Origin of the sequence: Pantoea sp. YU22, from assembly GCF_003970755.1 — a bacterium.
Classification (GTDB): Bacteria; Pseudomonadota; Gammaproteobacteria; order Enterobacterales; family Enterobacteriaceae; genus Pantoea; species Pantoea piersonii.
In genome coordinates, this window is record NZ_RYDU01000001.1 from 406,596 (window position 1) to 422,303 (window position 15,708).

The 15,708-nt window shown below is 55.3% G+C and carries 12 protein-coding genes and 1 pseudogene; 10 read left to right on the forward strand and 3 right to left on the reverse strand.

Going from position 1 to position 15,708, the window contains the following annotated elements; translation table 11 throughout:
• Nucleotide 1: 1 nt before the first annotated feature.
• Nucleotides 2–3,952 (reverse strand): trifunctional transcriptional regulator/proline dehydrogenase/L-glutamate gamma-semialdehyde dehydrogenase, encoded by a 3,951-nt coding sequence (putA, locus tag EKL29_RS01965; protein ID WP_126688714.1) that lies wholly within the window; start codon nucleotides 3,950–3,952, stop codon nucleotides 2–4.
• A gap of 450 nt (nucleotides 3,953–4,402) precedes the next feature.
• On the opposite strand from putA, the gene putP reads away from it, so the two are divergent.
• From putP to EKL29_RS01995, 6 genes are all read left to right on the forward strand, one after another.
• A complete protein-coding gene (putP, locus tag EKL29_RS01970; protein ID WP_120452075.1) occupies nucleotides 4,403–5,887 on the forward strand; it encodes a sodium/proline symporter PutP in 1,485 nt (494 codons plus the stop codon).
• A 180-nt stretch (nucleotides 5,888–6,067) separates the two neighbouring features.
• Nucleotides 6,068–6,901, forward strand: coding sequence for an iron uptake transporter permease EfeU (efeU, locus tag EKL29_RS01975; RefSeq protein ID WP_126688715.1), 834 nt, complete (start codon nucleotides 6,068–6,070; stop codon nucleotides 6,899–6,901).
• 4 nt (nucleotides 6,902–6,905) lie between these two features.
• Nucleotides 6,906–8,027, forward strand: a complete 1,122-nt coding sequence (efeO, locus tag EKL29_RS01980; protein ID WP_120452079.1) for an iron uptake system protein EfeO — start codon at nucleotides 6,906–6,908, stop codon at nucleotides 8,025–8,027.
• 1 nt (nucleotide 8,028) lies between these two features.
• Entirely contained in the window at nucleotides 8,029–9,303 is a 1,275-nt protein-coding gene (gene efeB, locus EKL29_RS01985; RefSeq protein WP_120452081.1) for an iron uptake transporter deferrochelatase/peroxidase subunit, read from the forward strand.
• A 505-nt stretch (nucleotides 9,304–9,808) separates the two neighbouring features.
• Nucleotides 9,809–10,597 carry a phosphate starvation-inducible protein PhoH gene (gene phoH / locus EKL29_RS01990; protein ID WP_126688716.1) on the forward strand — a complete coding sequence of 263 codons (789 nt, stop codon included), beginning with the start codon at nucleotides 9,809–9,811 and terminating at the stop codon, nucleotides 10,595–10,597.
• Between the two features lie 459 nt (nucleotides 10,598–11,056).
• Nucleotides 11,057–11,941, forward strand: coding sequence for a benzoate transporter (locus EKL29_RS01995; RefSeq protein ID WP_126688960.1), 885 nt, complete (start codon nucleotides 11,057–11,059; stop codon nucleotides 11,939–11,941).
• 406 nt (nucleotides 11,942–12,347) lie between these two features.
• On the opposite strand, the gene EKL29_RS02000 is transcribed toward EKL29_RS01995, so the two are convergent.
• Nucleotides 12,348–12,665 carry a hypothetical protein gene (locus EKL29_RS02000; RefSeq protein WP_126688717.1) on the reverse strand — a complete coding sequence of 106 codons (318 nt, stop codon included), beginning with the start codon at nucleotides 12,663–12,665 and terminating at the stop codon, nucleotides 12,348–12,350.
• Between the two features lie 302 nt (nucleotides 12,666–12,967).
• On the reverse strand, nucleotides 12,968–13,177 hold the full coding sequence (locus tag EKL29_RS02005; protein ID WP_126688718.1) for a hypothetical protein: 210 nt from the start codon (nucleotides 13,175–13,177) through the stop codon (nucleotides 12,968–12,970).
• A gap of 641 nt (nucleotides 13,178–13,818) precedes the next feature.
• Here EKL29_RS02005 and EKL29_RS02015 point away from each other — a divergent pair.
• The 4 genes and pseudogenes from EKL29_RS02015 to EKL29_RS02030 all read left to right on the forward strand — a co-directional run bounded on the left by EKL29_RS02015 (nucleotide 13,819) and on the right by EKL29_RS02030 (nucleotide 15,597).
• Nucleotides 13,819–14,082, forward strand: coding sequence for a class II holin family protein (locus tag EKL29_RS02015; RefSeq protein WP_376749751.1), 264 nt, complete (start codon nucleotides 13,819–13,821; stop codon nucleotides 14,080–14,082).
• Nucleotides 14,054–14,559: pseudogene (locus EKL29_RS02020) on the forward strand (lysozyme). The gene EKL29_RS02015 and the pseudogene EKL29_RS02020 overlap by 29 nt, the downstream one beginning before the upstream one ends.
• Nucleotides 14,549–15,028 (forward strand): lysis protein, encoded by a 480-nt coding sequence (locus EKL29_RS02025; protein WP_126688721.1) that lies wholly within the window; start codon nucleotides 14,549–14,551, stop codon nucleotides 15,026–15,028. The pseudogene EKL29_RS02020 and the gene EKL29_RS02025 overlap by 11 nt, the downstream one beginning before the upstream one ends.
• A 191-nt stretch (nucleotides 15,029–15,219) precedes the next feature.
• Complete coding sequence (locus EKL29_RS02030; RefSeq protein ID WP_126688722.1) at nucleotides 15,220–15,597, forward strand: hypothetical protein; 378 nt, start codon at nucleotides 15,220–15,222, stop codon at nucleotides 15,595–15,597.
• Nucleotides 15,598–15,708: the final 111 nt, after the last annotated feature.

Genomic DNA, 15,708 nt, shown 5'->3' on the forward strand with positions numbered 1-15,708 from the left:
ATCAACCGATGGTCATCAGGCTGGCGTTGCCGCCCGCCGCAGCGGTATTGACGCTCAGCGAACGCTCAATCAGCAGACGCTCCAGCAGCAGATGCGTTTCGCCGCGGGCGAAGCCCTGCACCGACACAATCGCGCCGTCGCGCGCCGCAATCTGCTCGCACAGCGTGCGCAGCTGATCGGCGTCGCCATGGTAGATCACCGCGTCAAAGTGGCTGGCAAAATAATCTTTCGCCAGGGTGATGCGCGCCTGCACCGTCTGCGGCAGCTCATGGCGCAGCTTGCGGTGCAGCTCATCGTCCGGCCACAGCGCCTGACTGCCGACGCTGGTCACCGCCGCCAGCTGTACCAGCGCATCCTGCTCGTTATCAGCGAGGCAGAGCACCTGTTCACGCGGCAGCAGCGAGAAGGTGTTGCGCTCGCCGGTCGGGCCGGTCAACAGCCGTACGGTGCCCGCCTGCGCCAGGGTGGCGTAGCGCTGACAGAGCGCGGCCAGTTCAGGTTTGTCCTGCTGCGCCCAGGCGCTCAGCGCCTTGTGCGGCACCAGCAGCGCCTCGCGCAGCGTGCCGTCCGCCGGACGCTCAGCATCCTGACGGTTAAAGGTGGCGCTCAGCGCCTCCTCCGGACGGCTGGCCAGCAGGCGATAGAGATAGAGCGGCCCGCCCGCTTTCGGACCGGTACCGGAAAGCCCTTCGCCGCCGAACGGCTGCACGCCGACGACCGCGCCCACCATATTGCGGTTAACGTAGAGGTTGCCGACTTTGGCGTTTGCGGTTACCTGCGCGATGGTTTCATCGATGCGGGTATGAACGCCCAGCGTCAGGCCGTAGCCACCAGCGTTGATCTGTTCGATCAGCTGCGGCAGGGCGTTGCGCGCAAAGCGCACCACGTGCAGCACCGGACCGAAAATCTCTTTGTCGAGATCGCTGACCTGGTTAATCTCAATCAGCGTCGGCTTGATAAAGGTGCCGCTTTGCCACTCCGAACGATCCTGCGGATTATCCTGTACCGCCTGGTAGACGGTATTGCCCTTATTGCGCATCTCCTGAATATGACGCTCGATACCCGCTTTCGCCTCGGCGTCGATCACCGGACCGATATCGGTAGAGAGACGCTCCGGGTTGCCCATGCGGCACTCGGCCATCGCGCCGCGCAGCATCTTCAGCGTGTGGTCCGCCACGTCTTCCTGGATGCAGAGCAGACGCAGCGCCGAGCAGCGCTGTCCGGCGCTGTCGAACGCCGAGGCGAGAATATCGACGACGACCTGCTCGGTCAGAGCAGAGGAGTCGACGATCATCGCATTCAGACCGCCGGTTTCGGCGATAAGCGGCGTCGGGCGCCCTTGCGGATCGAGGCGGCCAGCCAGGTTGCGCTGCAGCAGCGTCGCCACGGCGGTAGAGCCGGTAAACATGACGCCGCGCACGCGCGGGTCGCGCGTCAGCTGCGCACCGACGGTTTCGCCGTTGCCAGGCAGTAGTTGCAGCACGCCCGCAGGCACGCCCGCGTCCAGCAGGATCTGCACTGCTTGCGCGGCGATCAGCGGCGTCTGCTCCGCAGGCTTGGCCAGCACGCTGTTGCCCGCCGCCAGCGCGGCCGCAATCTGGCCGGTAAAGATCGCCAGCGGGAAGTTCCACGGGCTGATACAGACCACCGGACCGAGCGGGCGATGCGTTTCATTATCGAAATCGTCGCGCACCATACCGGCGTAGTAACGCAGGAAATCGACCGCCTCGCGTACTTCGGCGATAGCGTTGTTATAGGTTTTGCCCGCTTCGCGCACCAGAATGCCGATCAGCTGCTGCATTCCGTCTTCCATATACTGCGCGGCGCGATCGAGGATCGCCGCACGCTCGTCCGGCGGCGTCGCGAACCAGATCGGTCCGGCGTTCACCGCGGCGTCCAGCGCCAGCGACACTTCCGCTTCGCTGGCTTCGCGCACCTGACCGACGATATCGCCCGGCGCGGCCGGGTTGATCACCGCGCGTGTTTCGCCTTCGCCCAGTTCGCCGTCAATGATCGGCTGCGCCAGCCAGGGCTGCGCGGCGCTGCTTAGCAGGGCGCTGGAGAGCGATGCCAGACGATGTTCGTTGGCCATATCGATGCCTGCCGAGTTGCTGCGTCCCGCGCCGTAAAGATCGCGCGGCAGCGGAATTTTCGGGTGGGGCAGACCAATCGCGCCTTCGCTCGCGCCCAGCTTTTCAACCGCCGCAACCGGGTCGGCCACTAGCTCGTCAAGCGGCAGGGAGGTATCGGCGATGCGGTTAACAAAGGAGGTATTGGCGCCGTTTTCCAGCAGGCGACGCACCAGGTAGGCGAGCAGCGTTTCATGGGTGCCGACCGGCGCATAGATGCGGCATGGACGATTCAGCTTGCCGTCCGCCACTTTGCCGACCACCTGCTCATAGAGCGGTTCGCCCATACCGTGCAGGCACTGGAACTCATACTGGCCCGGGTAGTAGTTATTGCCCGCCAGCTGATAGATCGCCGCCAGCGTATGCGCATTGTGAGTAGCGAACTGCGGGTAGATGAGATTCGGCACCGCCAGCAGCTTGCGCGCGCACGCCAGGTAGGAGATGTCGGTGTAGACCTTGCGGGTATAGACCGGATAGCCCTCGAGACCTTCTACCTGGGCGCGTTTGATTTCGCTGTCCCAGTAGGCGCCTTTCACCAGACGGATCATCAGGCGGCGGCGGCTGCGCTGCGCCAGATCGATCAGCGAGTCGATCACGAACGGGCAACGCTTCATATAGGCCTGAATGACAAAGCCGATGCCGTTCCAGCCTTCCAGCTCCGGCTCGAAGCAGAGCTTCTCCAGCAGATCGAGCGACAGCTCCAGACGGTCCGCCTCTTCGGCGTCGATATTGATGCCGATGTCGTAAGAGCGCGCCAGCAGCGTCAGAGATTTCAGGATAGGGTAGAGCTCTTCCATGACGCGATCGTACTGGGCGCGGCTGTAGCGCGGGTGCAGGGCGGAGAGCTTGATGGAGATGCCCGGTCCTTCATAAATGCCGCGCCCGTTGGAGGCTTTGCCAATGGCGTGGATCGCCTGCTGGTAGGAGACCAGATAAGCTTTGGCGTCGCTGGCAGTCAGCGCCGCTTCGCCCAGCATATCGTAGGAGTAGCGGAAACCTTTTTCCTCCAGCTTGCGCGCGTTCGCCAGCGCCTCGGCGATGGTCTCGCCGGTGACGAACTGCTCGCCCATCAGACGCATCGCCATATCCACGCCTTTACGCACCAGCGGCTCGCCGCTCTTGCCGATAATGCGGTTCAGCGAGCGCGACAGGTTGGCTTCGTTATGGGTGGAGACCAGACGGCCAGTAAACAGCAGACCCCAGGTAGCGGCATTCACGAACAGGGAAGGGCTGCGGCCCAGATGCGACTGCCAGTTGCCGTTACTGATCTTGTCGCGGATCAGCGCGTCGCGCGTCGGCTTGTCGGGAATACGCAGCAGCGCCTCTGCCAGGCACATCAGCGCCACGCCCTCCTGAGAGGAGAGCGAGAACTCCTGCAGCAGGCTTTGCACCATTCCGGCGCGTCCGGTTGCACCTTTTTGGTGCCGCAGCTTGTCCGCGAGGCTGTAAGCGAGCTGATGGGTTTTCTCCGCCAGCGCCGCGGGCAGACGCGCCTGTTCCAGCAGCATCGGCACCGCGTCGGTCTCTGGGCGACGCCAGGCGGCAGTAATGGCAGCGCGCGTCACCGACTGCGGCAGAATATGCTCGGCGAAGTCGAGGAACGGCTGGTGCGTCTCTTCAGGCGCGCTCTCTTCCGGCTCTGCCAGCGAGCCCGCCGTCAGCGGAATTTCCGGCAGCGCGGCACCGCTCTCCAGCTGACCGAGGTAGTTAAAAATCGCCTGTTTAATCAGCCAGTGTGGCGTGCGGTCAACCTTCTGCGCCGCCAGTTTAATGCGTTCGCGGGTGGCCTCATCCAGCTTCACCCCCATTGTTGTCGTGCCCATGACCTTTCTGCTCCTGTATCTGTATCTCACTGCGTGGGCAGCACTATCACTGATGTTGCAACTTTGTGCAACCGTGTTAAGTGTGACCTGCGTAACAGCCTCTTTAATGATTAATTTGTTAATGCTTTAAAAGGCGGCACGGAACTTGCTGCAAGAATCTCGCCAGAATTGTGCGGCGCTAACCTGCTGCATTACCAGGGGTTTACGTGGGTGCAACTTCTGAATTGTGAGCGAGTGCAACCTGTTGACAAAATTTAGCCAGTAACAGGTGAAATCGCTGTAACGCCTGTGTTAAATCCATTGTGCGCGTCGCGCCTTTCCGGCAGGATACCGCGCCTCAGGAAACGTCAGGCGCCTGAATCTGAACAAAACCTGTAGCCTCGCCCCGTTCCGACGAGGCCACAGCGTGCGGTTTCTCACGGGAAATCAACTATAAAAGTGGAGAGACGAATGAGTGTAAGCACACCGATGCTGGTGACTTTTGTGATCTATATCCTTGGAATGGTGCTGATAGGATTGGCGGCCTACCGTTCCACTAAAAACTTTGACGATTATATTCTGGGCGGCCGCAGTCTGGGCAGCTTCGTCACCGCGCTCTCGGCAGGGGCGTCAGATATGAGCGGCTGGCTGCTGATGGGCCTGCCGGGCGCGATATTCCTCTCCGGCATTTCGGAAAGCTGGATCGCCATCGGCCTGACCATCGGCGCCTGGCTTAACTGGAAAATCGTGGCGGGCCGTCTGCGCGTGCAGACCGAACATCATGACAACGCCCTGACGCTGCCCGACTTCTTTACCAGCCGCTTTGAAGACAACAGCAAAATCCTGCGCGTTATCTCGGCACTGGTGATCCTGATTTTCTTCACCATCTACTGCGCATCAGGCGTGGTAGCGGGCGCGCGCCTGTTTGAAAGCACCTTCGGCATGAGCTATGAAACCGCGCTGTGGGCCGGTGCGGCGGCAACCATTCTCTATACGCTGATTGGCGGCTTCCTCGCGGTAAGCTGGACCGATACCGTACAGGCGAGCCTGATGATTTTTGCCCTGATCCTGACGCCAGTTATCGTGATTGTCGCCGTGGGCGGACTGGACAGTTCGCTGGCGGTGATAGAAGCGAAAAGCATTGAAAACCTCAATATGCTGAAAGGGCTGAACTTCGTTGCAGTGATTTCGCTGCTGGGCTGGGGACTCGGCTATTTCGGGCAGCCGCATATTCTGGCGCGCTTTATGGCGGCCGATTCGCACCGCTCCATCCGCACGGCGCGCCGCATCGGCATGGCGTGGATGGTGCTCTGCCTGGCAGGCGCGGTCGCGGTCGGCTTCTTCGGCATCGCCTACTTCCAGAATCACCCGGAGCAGGCGGCAAACGTCAGCGGCAACGGCGAGCGCGTATTTATCGAACTGGCGCGCATTCTGTTCAACCCGTGGATCGCCGGTATCCTGCTTTCAGCAATCCTTGCGGCGGTTATGTCGACGCTGAGCTGTCAGCTGCTGGTCTGCTCCAGCGCCCTGACTGAAGATCTCTACAAAGGCTTCCTGCGCAAAAATGCCAGCCAGAAAGAGCTGGTATGGTTTGGCCGCGCGATGGTGCTGCTGGTGGCGCTGATCGCCATTGCGCTCGCCTCTAACCCGGATAACCGCGTGCTGGGGCTGGTGAGCTACGCCTGGGCCGGTTTCGGCGCAGCCTTTGGTCCGGTAGTGCTGTTCGGCGTCTGCTGGAAACGTATGACGCGCAACGGCGCGCTGGCGGGCATGATCATCGGCGCGGCGACGGTGCTGATCTGGAAACAGTATGGCTGGCTGGGTCTCTACGAGATTATTCCGGGCTTTGCTTTCTCCAGCATTGCGATTGTGGTCTTCAGCCTGCTGGGCCGCGCACCTTCCGCCGCCGCGCAGCAGCGCTTTGCAGCAGCAGAGGCGGAGTACCTCGCTAAGTAACGCGTTCCCCTATAAAGCCCGCTCTCTTTTAAGGGAGCGGGCTTTTTTTTTGCCTGCGGTCAGCGAAATAATTTCGGTCCATTACTTGTTTTTTTTCTTGCGATAATGATAATCGGTATCGTTCGCATTTTACCCAACTTTACCTGCGGTTGACGCTATATAACATTCAAGAGGTCGGCGATGTTTGTTCCTTTTCTTATCATGCTGCGTGAAGGCCTAGAAGCGGCGCTGATCGTCAGCCTGATCGCCAGCTATCTGAAGCGTACTGGCCGCACCCGCTGGTTCCCGGCGCTGTGGGCTGGGGTATTTATTGCCGCGGCGCTCTGCCTGGCGCTTGGCATTATCATCAACGCGACCACCGGCGAGTTCCCACAGAAACAGCAGGAGCTGTTCGAGGGGATTGTGGCCGTAGTCGCCGTAGCGATCCTGACCTCAATGGTGTTCTGGATGCGCAAGGTGGCGCGCAATATGCGCGTACAGCTTGAACAGGCGGTCGACCAGGCGCTGAACCAGAGCGGTCGCGGCGGGCTGGCGCTGGTGCTGATGGTGTTTCTCGCCGTTGCGCGCGAAGGACTGGAGTCGGTGTTCTTCCTGCTGGCGGCCTTTACGCAGGATGTCGGCTATGCGCCGCCTGCGGGCGCGGTGCTGGGGCTGGCGACGGCGGTGGTGCTGGGGATGCTGCTCTACTGGGGCGGCGTTCGCCTGAATATGGCGCACTTCTTCCGCTGGAGCAGTCTGTTTATTCTGTTTGTCGCTGCCGGACTGGCGGCGGGCGCTATCCGCGCATTTCATGAAGCGGGACTCTGGAATCACTTTCAGTCTGTCGCCTTCGATCTGAGCAACGTGCTCTCCACGCATTCGCTGGCGGGCACGCTGCTTGAGGGCGTACTGGGCTATCAGGAGACGCCCAGCATCAGCGAAGTGGCCGTCTATTTTCTTTATCTTATTCCGGCGCTGCTGCTGTTTTTACTGCCGGCGCGTCCGGCGCGCCAACTTTCTACTAAACAGGGATAACTTTATGATGATTCGCTTTCGCCGCAAAACTCTGCTGGCTTCTCTGCTGGCGCTGTCGGGAACCGCTGCGGCTGCCGATATTCCGCAAGTTACCGTCAGCGTGACGGATACCCAGTGCGAACCGATGCAGCTAACGGTCAAGGCAGGTAAAACCCAGTTTCTGATTAAGAACAACAGCCAGAAAGCGCTGGAGTGGGAGATTCTGAAAGGCGTTCTGGTGGTGGAAGAGCGTGAGAATATCGCGCCGGGCTTCAGCCAGAAACTGACCGCTAATCTGGAAGCGGGCGAATATGAGATGACCTGCGGCCTGCTGAGCAACCCGAAGGGCAAGCTTATCGTGCAGGGCGACGCCTCGCCCGCCGCGAAAAGCGGCAAGCCCGATGTGCTGGCGCTGGCGGGCCCTATTACCGCATATAAAGCTTACGTGACGCAGGAAGTGGCGCAGCTGGTGACAAGCACCGAAGCCTTCACGCAGGCGGTAAAAGCGGGCGATATCGAAAAGGCTAAAGCGCTCTATGCGCCGACGCGCCAGCACTACGAGCGTATCGAACCCATCGCCGAGCTTTTCTCCGATCTCGACAGCAGCATCGACGCGCGCGAAGACGATTATGAGAAGAAAGCGGAAGATCCAAAATTCACCGGCTTCCACCGTCTGGAGAAAGCGCTGTTCAGCGATAACAGCACCAAAGGTATGGAGGGCTACGCGACGCAGCTTAACCGCGACGTGAAGGATCTGCAGACCCGCATCAGCGCGCTGGCCTTCCCGCCGGTGAAAGTGGTCGGCGGCGCAGCAGGCCTGATTGAAGAGGTGGCCTCCAGTAAGATTTCCGGTGAAGAAGATCGCTACAGCCGCACTGATCTGTGGGATTTCCAGGCGAACGTCGACGGGGCGCAAAAAATTGTCGATCTGCTGCGTCCTCAACTGCAGCAGGCGAACCCGGAGCTGCTGGCGAAGGTCGATGGCAACTTTAAAAAAGTGGACGCTATTTTGCGTAAGTACCGCACAGGAGAGGGCTTTACCTCCTACGAGAAGCTCACCAGCGCGGATCGCAATGCGCTTAAAGGGCCGATTACCGCGCTGGCGGAAGATCTCTCTTTACTGCGCGGTACCTTAGGGCTGGATTAGTATGAGTCGTAAACAGGATGAGGCGCAGCCCGCACGGCGGCGCCTGTTAAAAGGTCTGGGTCTGTTCGGCGGCGTGGCCGCCCTGGGCGGCGGTTGTCCATTTCATGCCGCAGCCGACAGTTTCTCTCCCGGAACGGTTGCGCCCGATGCGCGACAGCAGGTACAACCTTTCTACGGGCAGCATCAGGCGGGCATCACCACGCCGCAGCAGGCCTCGATGATGCTGGTCGCCTTCGACGTGCTGGCCAGTGACAAAGATGAACTGGTACGGCTGTTTAAGCTGCTGACCGCGCGCATCGCCTTTTTGACCACAGGCGGTGCGGCGCCGGCGGTTCCCAATCCAAAACTGCCGCCGATGGATTCCGGTATTCTGGGCGCGGAGATCGCGCCGGATAACCTGACCATTACGGTTTCGGTGGGCGTATCGCTGTTTGACGAACGTTTTGGCCTGCAGGCGCTGAAGCCGAAAAAGCTGCAAACCATGACGCGCTTTCCCAACGATTCGCTTGATGCCGCCCAGTGCCACGGCGATCTGCTGCTGCAAATCTGCGCCAATACCCAGGACACGGTAATCCACGCGCTGCGCGATATCGTTAAATATACTCCCGATCTGCTGGGGGTACGCTGGCGACGTGAAGGCTTTATCGCCGACCACGCCGCGCGCAGCCAGGGCAAAGAGACGCCGATTAACCTGCTGGGCTTCAAGGATGGTACGGCGAATCCCGACACTCAGGATAAGCCGCTGATGGATCAGCTGCTGTGGGTGACGGCCGATCAGGACGAGCCAGCGTGGACGCGCCACGGCTGCTATCAGGCGGCGCGCATTATTCGTTTTCACGTGGAGATGTGGGACCGCACGCCGCTCGGCGAGCAACAGACCATTTTTGGCCGCGACAAGCTGAGTGGCGCGCCGCTGGGCATGCAGCATGAGCATGACGTACCCGATTATAGCCGGGATCCGGATGGCGAAATCATCGCTCTTGACGCGCATATCCGCCTTGCTAATCCACGCACGCGCGAGACGGAAAGCAGCCTGATGCTGCGCCGCGGCTACAGCTATTCGGCGGGTACCACCGCATCGGGGCAGCTCGATATGGGCCTGCTGTTCGTCTGTTATCAGCACGATCTGGAAAAAGGCTTTATCACGGTACAGAAACGGCTCAACGGCGAAGCGCTGGAAGAGTATGTTCGTCCCATCGGCGGCGGCTACTTCTTTGTTTTGCCTGGCGTTCCTGACGAAAAGCACTATCTGGCGCAGCCGCTGCTGGAAGCCTGATCTACCTGCGCCGCCGCTACGGCGGCGCGGTTTTTCCCCCTCTCAAAAAAAAATATTTCCCGCGTCTCAAAGGTAATTCCTTAATTTATCTGCAAAAGAATTTTTCTCCTCGCTGGTCGCCGCCTGCTGTTTTTGATTTCCTGGAGTGCTCGTAAAATTAATGTTGCCAAGTCTGTTAAAATTAGTGCAAGTTAATGGGTAAGCGGGTTGTATCGCATACTGAGGTCGCGCATGGGAAGGTCCTTTACAGGACAGACAGTTTCACTTCAGGTTTCACACTCTTCAGCGAGGGCCAGCGCGCCTTCGACAGCACACTCTTCTTTATCAAATTGTAATTTCCACCTCCGAATTTACCGGTGTGCGGCTGCGCTTCGGTGCGGCGGCACATCTTTATCAACGGCACGTCATGGCTCTAAAGGAAGCCAATCAAACCTCTAAAGCGTTCAGTTAATCGTGACGGGCAGCGGCCCAACGCGGGAAATGAAACCAACTGTAAGGTGCGACTATGGGAAGACAGAAAGCAGTGATCAAAGCGCGTCGTGAAGCCAGAAGGGTGCTTCGTAGTGACTCTCGCAGTCATCGTCAGCGTGAAGAAGAATCGGTCACTTCGCTGGTGCAGATGGGTGGGCTGGATGCAATCGGGATGGCGCGCGATGTGCGCGACCGTTCGCCGATAGCCGCCAGAAATGATGCTCAGGCGCACTATCTCCATGCCATAGAAACGAAGCAGCTGATCTTTGCGACCGGTGAGGCCGGATGCGGTAAAACCTGGATCAGCGCCGCGAAAGCGGCAGAGGCCCTGATACATAAGGATATCGACAGGATTATCGTCACACGGCCGGTGCTACAGGCTGATGAGGATCTGGGATTCCTGCCAGGCGATATCTCAGAGAAATTTGCCCCGTATTTCCGGCCGGTCTACGACGTTCTGGTTAAACGTCTTGGCGCTTCCTTTATGCAGTACTGTCTGCGACCCGAAATCGGCAAGGTGGAAATCGCGCCTTTCGCCTATATGCGCGGGCGCACGTTCGAAAACGCAGTAGTGATCCTCGATGAGGCGCAAAACGTCACTGCGGCCCAGATGAAGATGTTCCTGACGCGCCTTGGCGAAAACGTCACGGTGATTGTTAACGGCGATATTACCCAGTGCGACTTGCCCGCTGGGGTGCCTTCCGGTCTTGCGGACGCGCTGGCGCGATTCGAAGAGGACGAGATGGTCGGCATTGTACGCTTCGGCAAAGATGACTGCGTGCGTTCGGCGCTCTGTCAGCGAACGCTCCATGCGTATGGCTAATTGAGTCAGTCTGTGTAGCAAGCAAAACCCGGCCTCGGCCGGGTTTTTTTAGAACTTAATAAAGTCTGAACCAGCCCACCGACTTATCAGCAAGAGCAAGCATCACTTTTTTCCTTCCCTTTACGGCATTCCTCCACATCAACACATCGATCAATTACTGCGTGGCTACATCCGCATCTCAAACATCACTGCATCTTTGCCCGTTATAAACATTGCCTGTGTGTCGTCCGTGCAGTTGAAACACGTGCGCAGCGGCACAGGCACGAGTTGGTTAGCTGCAGGGTTAAGACTAAAAATCAGGCAGGAAAGGCGGCGGGGGTAATCAGCGGAGTTTACTTACTGTGAGAAGCCCTTCTGTTGAATTCAGCGCATCTCAGGCAGTTGGCGATTTGTGTACATATGTATAAATTTGCTAAAATCATTACGTTTTCATTACGCTTTGCATGCGAGTTTATAACAATGATTTATGATTGCTTTTTATACTACGATGAAGACCTTCTTCTTGAATTAAGGCTTAATACTCTGCATGCTCACGTTGATAAATTTGTCATTGTCGAGTCGCTTTATACGTTCACCGGTAAGAGGCGGGACAAGCTCAATTTTGACATTGAGAAGTTTAGTGTCTTCCGCGATAAAATAATTTATGTCGTGAACGACACGCCGCCAACATTTTATAAACAAGCATTTTATTCAAACAGCTCTCTGGTTAAAGCGGGTGAAACCGATCCCTGGGAAAACGAATCTACAGCGCGCAACTCCATTATGAAGGGGCTTGTTGATGCTAAAGACAAAGATGTTATTATCGTTTCTGACGTCGATGAAATACCTCGTCCGGAGGCTTTAACTCGATTTAGCCGCAGGCATATCTGCACAACGCTTTATCAAAACTTCTATAACTTCAAATTCAATGTGCAGGTTCTGAATGACGATGGTTCCCCGCGGCTGTGTAAATTACCCAAAATGGTCACCTTTAAGCGTCTGAAGCATTTTTTCCATGGGCAACCGGAGTTGCTTCGAAATGTTAAGCGTAAAGGCACGCCTGTCCGGGAAAGCTGGTGGCGCTGGAGGCTCCTCAGGCTGCGAACGCACATCGTTTATGATGCTGGCTGGCACTTTTCCTGGGTAATGAGTGATGACCGCATTAGCGAGAAAATGGCTACTATTTCTCACACTGAGCATAATTTACCGGCGTTTAATAACCCGGATCACATTCGCCGTTGCGTTGAACAAAACATTGATATCTGGAATCGGCCTCGCAAAATGGCAATCAGGCCTGTTACAAAGGAATTGATGCCAGACTGGCTGGTAGATAATCAAAGTCGTTTTAAAGATTTTATTAAGTAACTCAGAAGAGCTGCAGCCAGGGCTCTTCCGTATTATTCTGTAAATATTTAAGCCGCGACGGCATCTCATTACAGCGCTTATAACGACGCTTTCAACGCCCGGCAATTTTTCGCTGATTTTGTATAAAAAAAGTAGAAATACAAAGCTGGCAACTTTACCTGGAAGCAGGCCGCCATATTACTTATTGTCCATTAGGCCAGTTGCTCCAGGGCATCTCTTACCTTCGTCTTTCCAGTTATGATACGGTCGTGTTCTGATTTAGGCCTGCCATCAATGGCTTTAAGAATTTCGTCCCTACATCGTCTCGCCACAAAACGCGGTGCATTTTCTGCCGAGGGTGTCATTTCGGTTTCCTATAGGCAATAAAAAATCCCGCCAAGGCGAGTTTTGACAGTTTGGTAAGTTATTATTTTGAAAGTAGTAAAATGCCAGAGTAAGAAATAGCATAGATAATCATACTTAGCATAAGTAGCGCTAAAGAAAAGAAGCCGATCACAGATAAAATATCTTTAATGAAAATGTAGCTCTTCTCTCTCTTTTTAACTCTTTCCCATTCCTCCTTTAAAACTAAGTGTGAGGAATTTAATAACTCATAAAAATATGGGGTCATTTTTGTTGGTCCAGTCCCTACACTCCCATTAAGGGTAGCTATTGCTTTTTGAAGCCTTATTTCATTAGGCGATTTATTCCCATGATTTAAGTGAAGGTTGATGCTCGCAATCACCTCATTGATTTCGTTATTTTTTCTTTCCTCTCTTTTGAGGATAGTTCAGAGTCGGTTCTGATGAATCCATACAGGTAAAAAAGCCTTGCGACGTGGCTTCTTAACTCCTTGGTTATAACCATTCCTATAAACGCTATGAACCCTGCAATTAGCGCTGCAATTATTGCTCCCCACGGATTCATTTCTCCTTCTGATAAACCGGGTCTGTTCCCCGTTGAAACTTCATCGACTCTTCCCTGTAGAACTTTAGCTGCACGGGCGATAAAAAACGCCGTGGCAAGGTCTGTTGGAATGTCTGATTGTTACTGCAGAGAAAACTGCCATAAGCCAATAGCCTTACGAACAAGGACCATGGTTTTCTCTTCACCGTCAATAACTACATAATACTGGTCTTTTACTTTCAATGACCTCGGGAACTCTTCGTTACCTTCATAACGTACAGTGATTTTATTCCCGAACATTTCAGCCACAGCGCTCTTATCAAACTGAGGAAGATAGATTGTCTTTTTCACGCCTGCACATCCTTCTGATTCATCGGGTCCGTTCCCCGCGGATACTTTGCTGACATTTCCCTGTAGAACCTCAACCGCTCCTGAAAGTATTCCCGAAGCGCCTCAGGCTGCTGTGCGCAGCTGGGAATGGGAGATTTGGGCCGCGCCTGAAAGTATGGCGGCAAATACCAGCGACTCGGGGGTGCAGCGACCATCACACAAAATTTACTCCGATAGTAATCGCAAGTCAGTCAACCACATTTTAGTCGGAATAATCTTAAATGTGTGGGTTGCTGCAAAATTTCGTATCGGAATTTTTAGTAATCTGCTATCAGCCCCTTCAAGAGCTAAGCCATTACGAGTGCCGGAGATAAGCGCCGGGTGGGGCATATTCAAATTCAAAAAGGTCACCTGCGGGTGGCCTTTTCTCGTTTTCGCCCCTGCCAATCACTGCACACTTCGGTTTAGCGACCTGTGGTAGAAGGCGATTTTTACCCATAAAAAAATCCGCGCACAGCGGATTCTTCAACGTTGACTACGCAACGGCAAAGCGGGGCTTTTTCTCTCGACAAGTTAAAGCTAACCGGGCTTGCTCAGTTCAGAAAGTAGACAATTCCTAATCGAGCCAGCTTCCTCACTGAGGGGATCACATGAGTGTCGATATGAGCAAACTGGATTCGGGCGCAGCGTATGGCGCGTCTGCCGGGACAATTGCCAACGGTCTTCTGACAAGGCTGAGTCCCGATGAATGGAGCGCCGTAGGTGTCCTGGCCGGTATTGTGGTCGCCCTGCTAACGCTCGGCATCAACTGGTATTACAAACGCAAAGCCACACTGGCGCAGATCAAAGCTCTCCAGCGCTGGCCGACCCGCGCCCGACCTCCACGAGAAATAACCCATGGCAATGTCAAACTCACTGCGGAATAAGCTGATTGCTGCCGCAGGTGGCGGAGCCATGCTTATCGCTACGGTATTCCTAGGCGGCAAGGATGGTGTGGAAGGGCGGGTGTACGTACCTTACGAAGAAGACGTGGCCGGGGTCTGGACAGTTTGCGACGGGCATACGGGTACCAACATCGTAAGGGCAAAACCTACAATAACCGCGAATGCGATCGCCTGATGTGGAATGACCTACAGCCGGTAAAGAAAACCGTGGACGGTCTGGTCAAGGTTCCGCTAAATGAATATCAGCGCGCTGCGCTCTACAGCTTCACCTACCACGTCGGTTCCGGCGCATTCTCTAAATCAACGCTACTTAAGAAGCTGAACGCAGGCGATCAGGATGGTGCATGTGAAGAGCTGCGCCGCTGGGGTTATGCCGGAGGAATGAAGTTTCGTGGCCTTATGAACCGCCGCGACATGGAACGCTCGATGTGCCTGGCGGATGGTCCAAATGACATTTAGCTGGCGAGCATTAATTATTGGCCTGCTGCTGGTGGCTCTCATTGTGGTCTGCCGTATAGCAAGCCTCTACCACGGTAAATACGTTACCGCTGACAGCCTGGCTACCGAGCGCCAGCAGACAATTGATGATATGCAGGTGCGTCAGCGTGACGTGGCGGCGCTCGACGCGAAATACACAAAGGAGTTAGCCGATGCTCAGGCAACTATCGATCAGCTGCATGATGACATTGCTTCTGGCAAGCGTCGGTTGCAGCTCAACGCCACCTGCACGAAGCAATCCGCCACCGGCGCCGCCAGCATGGATGATGCAGCCAGCCCCGGACTTACTGACTCCGCTGAACGGGATTATTTCACCCTCAGAAGTCGAATCGAACTCGCCGCAAAGCAAATAGCTGGCCTGCAGCAGTACATAAGAGAGCAATGTCTGAAGCGATCATCACAGGGCGCGTTAAAGCATTGCGCCCGATGATGGCTGCATGAGCATATCCTGCGTGTAGCGGTTAGTGACGATGAGAAGCGGCGCAAAAATGATTTTTCTTTCTCAAGAATTACCGCCCTTGTACGATACTCCTTTTTAGAAAAGGAGGTAGCTGGGTTAGTACTTGGGGTACCGTTTGCGTCGGAATCATCTCTTCACTATCTGCGCTAATAGCTTGCTGGATGGCTAACAAATCAGCAGAGAAAAGACTTGATAAACAAATTGAGTTGGAAAGGCAAAGGGAATGGCAAAAGGTAAGAATAGGTAAAGCTGAAGAGATATATGCATCCTTAATAAACTTTAACTCCTTAATTTTTTCTGCGCATATGCAGTGGATATCATTTACTAAAAAGGAAACCACTCTAGACAAAATGTTAGAAAACATTGAGGCTCAGCCGAAAAAAGATGTTCCCTTGATGAAAGCTAGAATTGGTATTTACTTTACCGAGTTGTTGCCAGATTTTATAGGGGTAAAAAATCTAACCGAACCAGCTAACAAATGTTATTTTTCCATGTTTCAGGGGAAAATGTTGATGATGCAGAATGTAGAGAATTTATAAAATTATATTTGAATCAAATGAAAGGTTTAGTGCTGGGATTGACTCTTTACTTGCAAAACTCAGCAAGAAGATATTCGAACAGTAACCGCCTTCGGGAGGTTTTTTATTGCA

Excerpts from the sequence above, each read along its gene's own strand:
- efeB (WP_120452081.1), top strand. The coding sequence starts at position 8,029 with ATGAGTCGTAAACAGGATGAGGCGCAGCCCGCACGGCGGCGCCTGTTA.
- putP (WP_120452075.1), top strand. The coding sequence starts at position 4,403 with ATGAGTGTAAGCACACCGATGCTGGTGACTTTTGTGATCTATATCCTT.
- EKL29_RS02025 (WP_126688721.1), top strand. The coding sequence starts at position 14,549 with ATGACATTTAGCTGGCGAGCATTAATTATTGGCCTGCTGCTGGTGGCT.
- efeU (WP_126688715.1), top strand. The coding sequence starts at position 6,068 with ATGTTTGTTCCTTTTCTTATCATGCTGCGTGAAGGCCTAGAAGCGGCG.
- putA (WP_126688714.1), bottom strand. The coding sequence starts at position 3,952 with ATGGGCACGACAACAATGGGGGTGAAGCTGGATGAGGCCACCCGCGAA.
- efeO (WP_120452079.1), top strand. The coding sequence starts at position 6,906 with ATGATGATTCGCTTTCGCCGCAAAACTCTGCTGGCTTCTCTGCTGGCG.
- EKL29_RS01995 (WP_126688960.1), top strand. The coding sequence starts at position 11,057 with ATGATTTATGATTGCTTTTTATACTACGATGAAGACCTTCTTCTTGAA.
- EKL29_RS02015 (WP_376749751.1), top strand. The coding sequence starts at position 13,819 with ATGAGCAAACTGGATTCGGGCGCAGCGTATGGCGCGTCTGCCGGGACA.
- EKL29_RS02030 (WP_126688722.1), top strand. The coding sequence starts at position 15,220 with ATGGCTAACAAATCAGCAGAGAAAAGACTTGATAAACAAATTGAGTTG.
- phoH (WP_126688716.1), top strand. The coding sequence starts at position 9,809 with ATGGGAAGACAGAAAGCAGTGATCAAAGCGCGTCGTGAAGCCAGAAGG.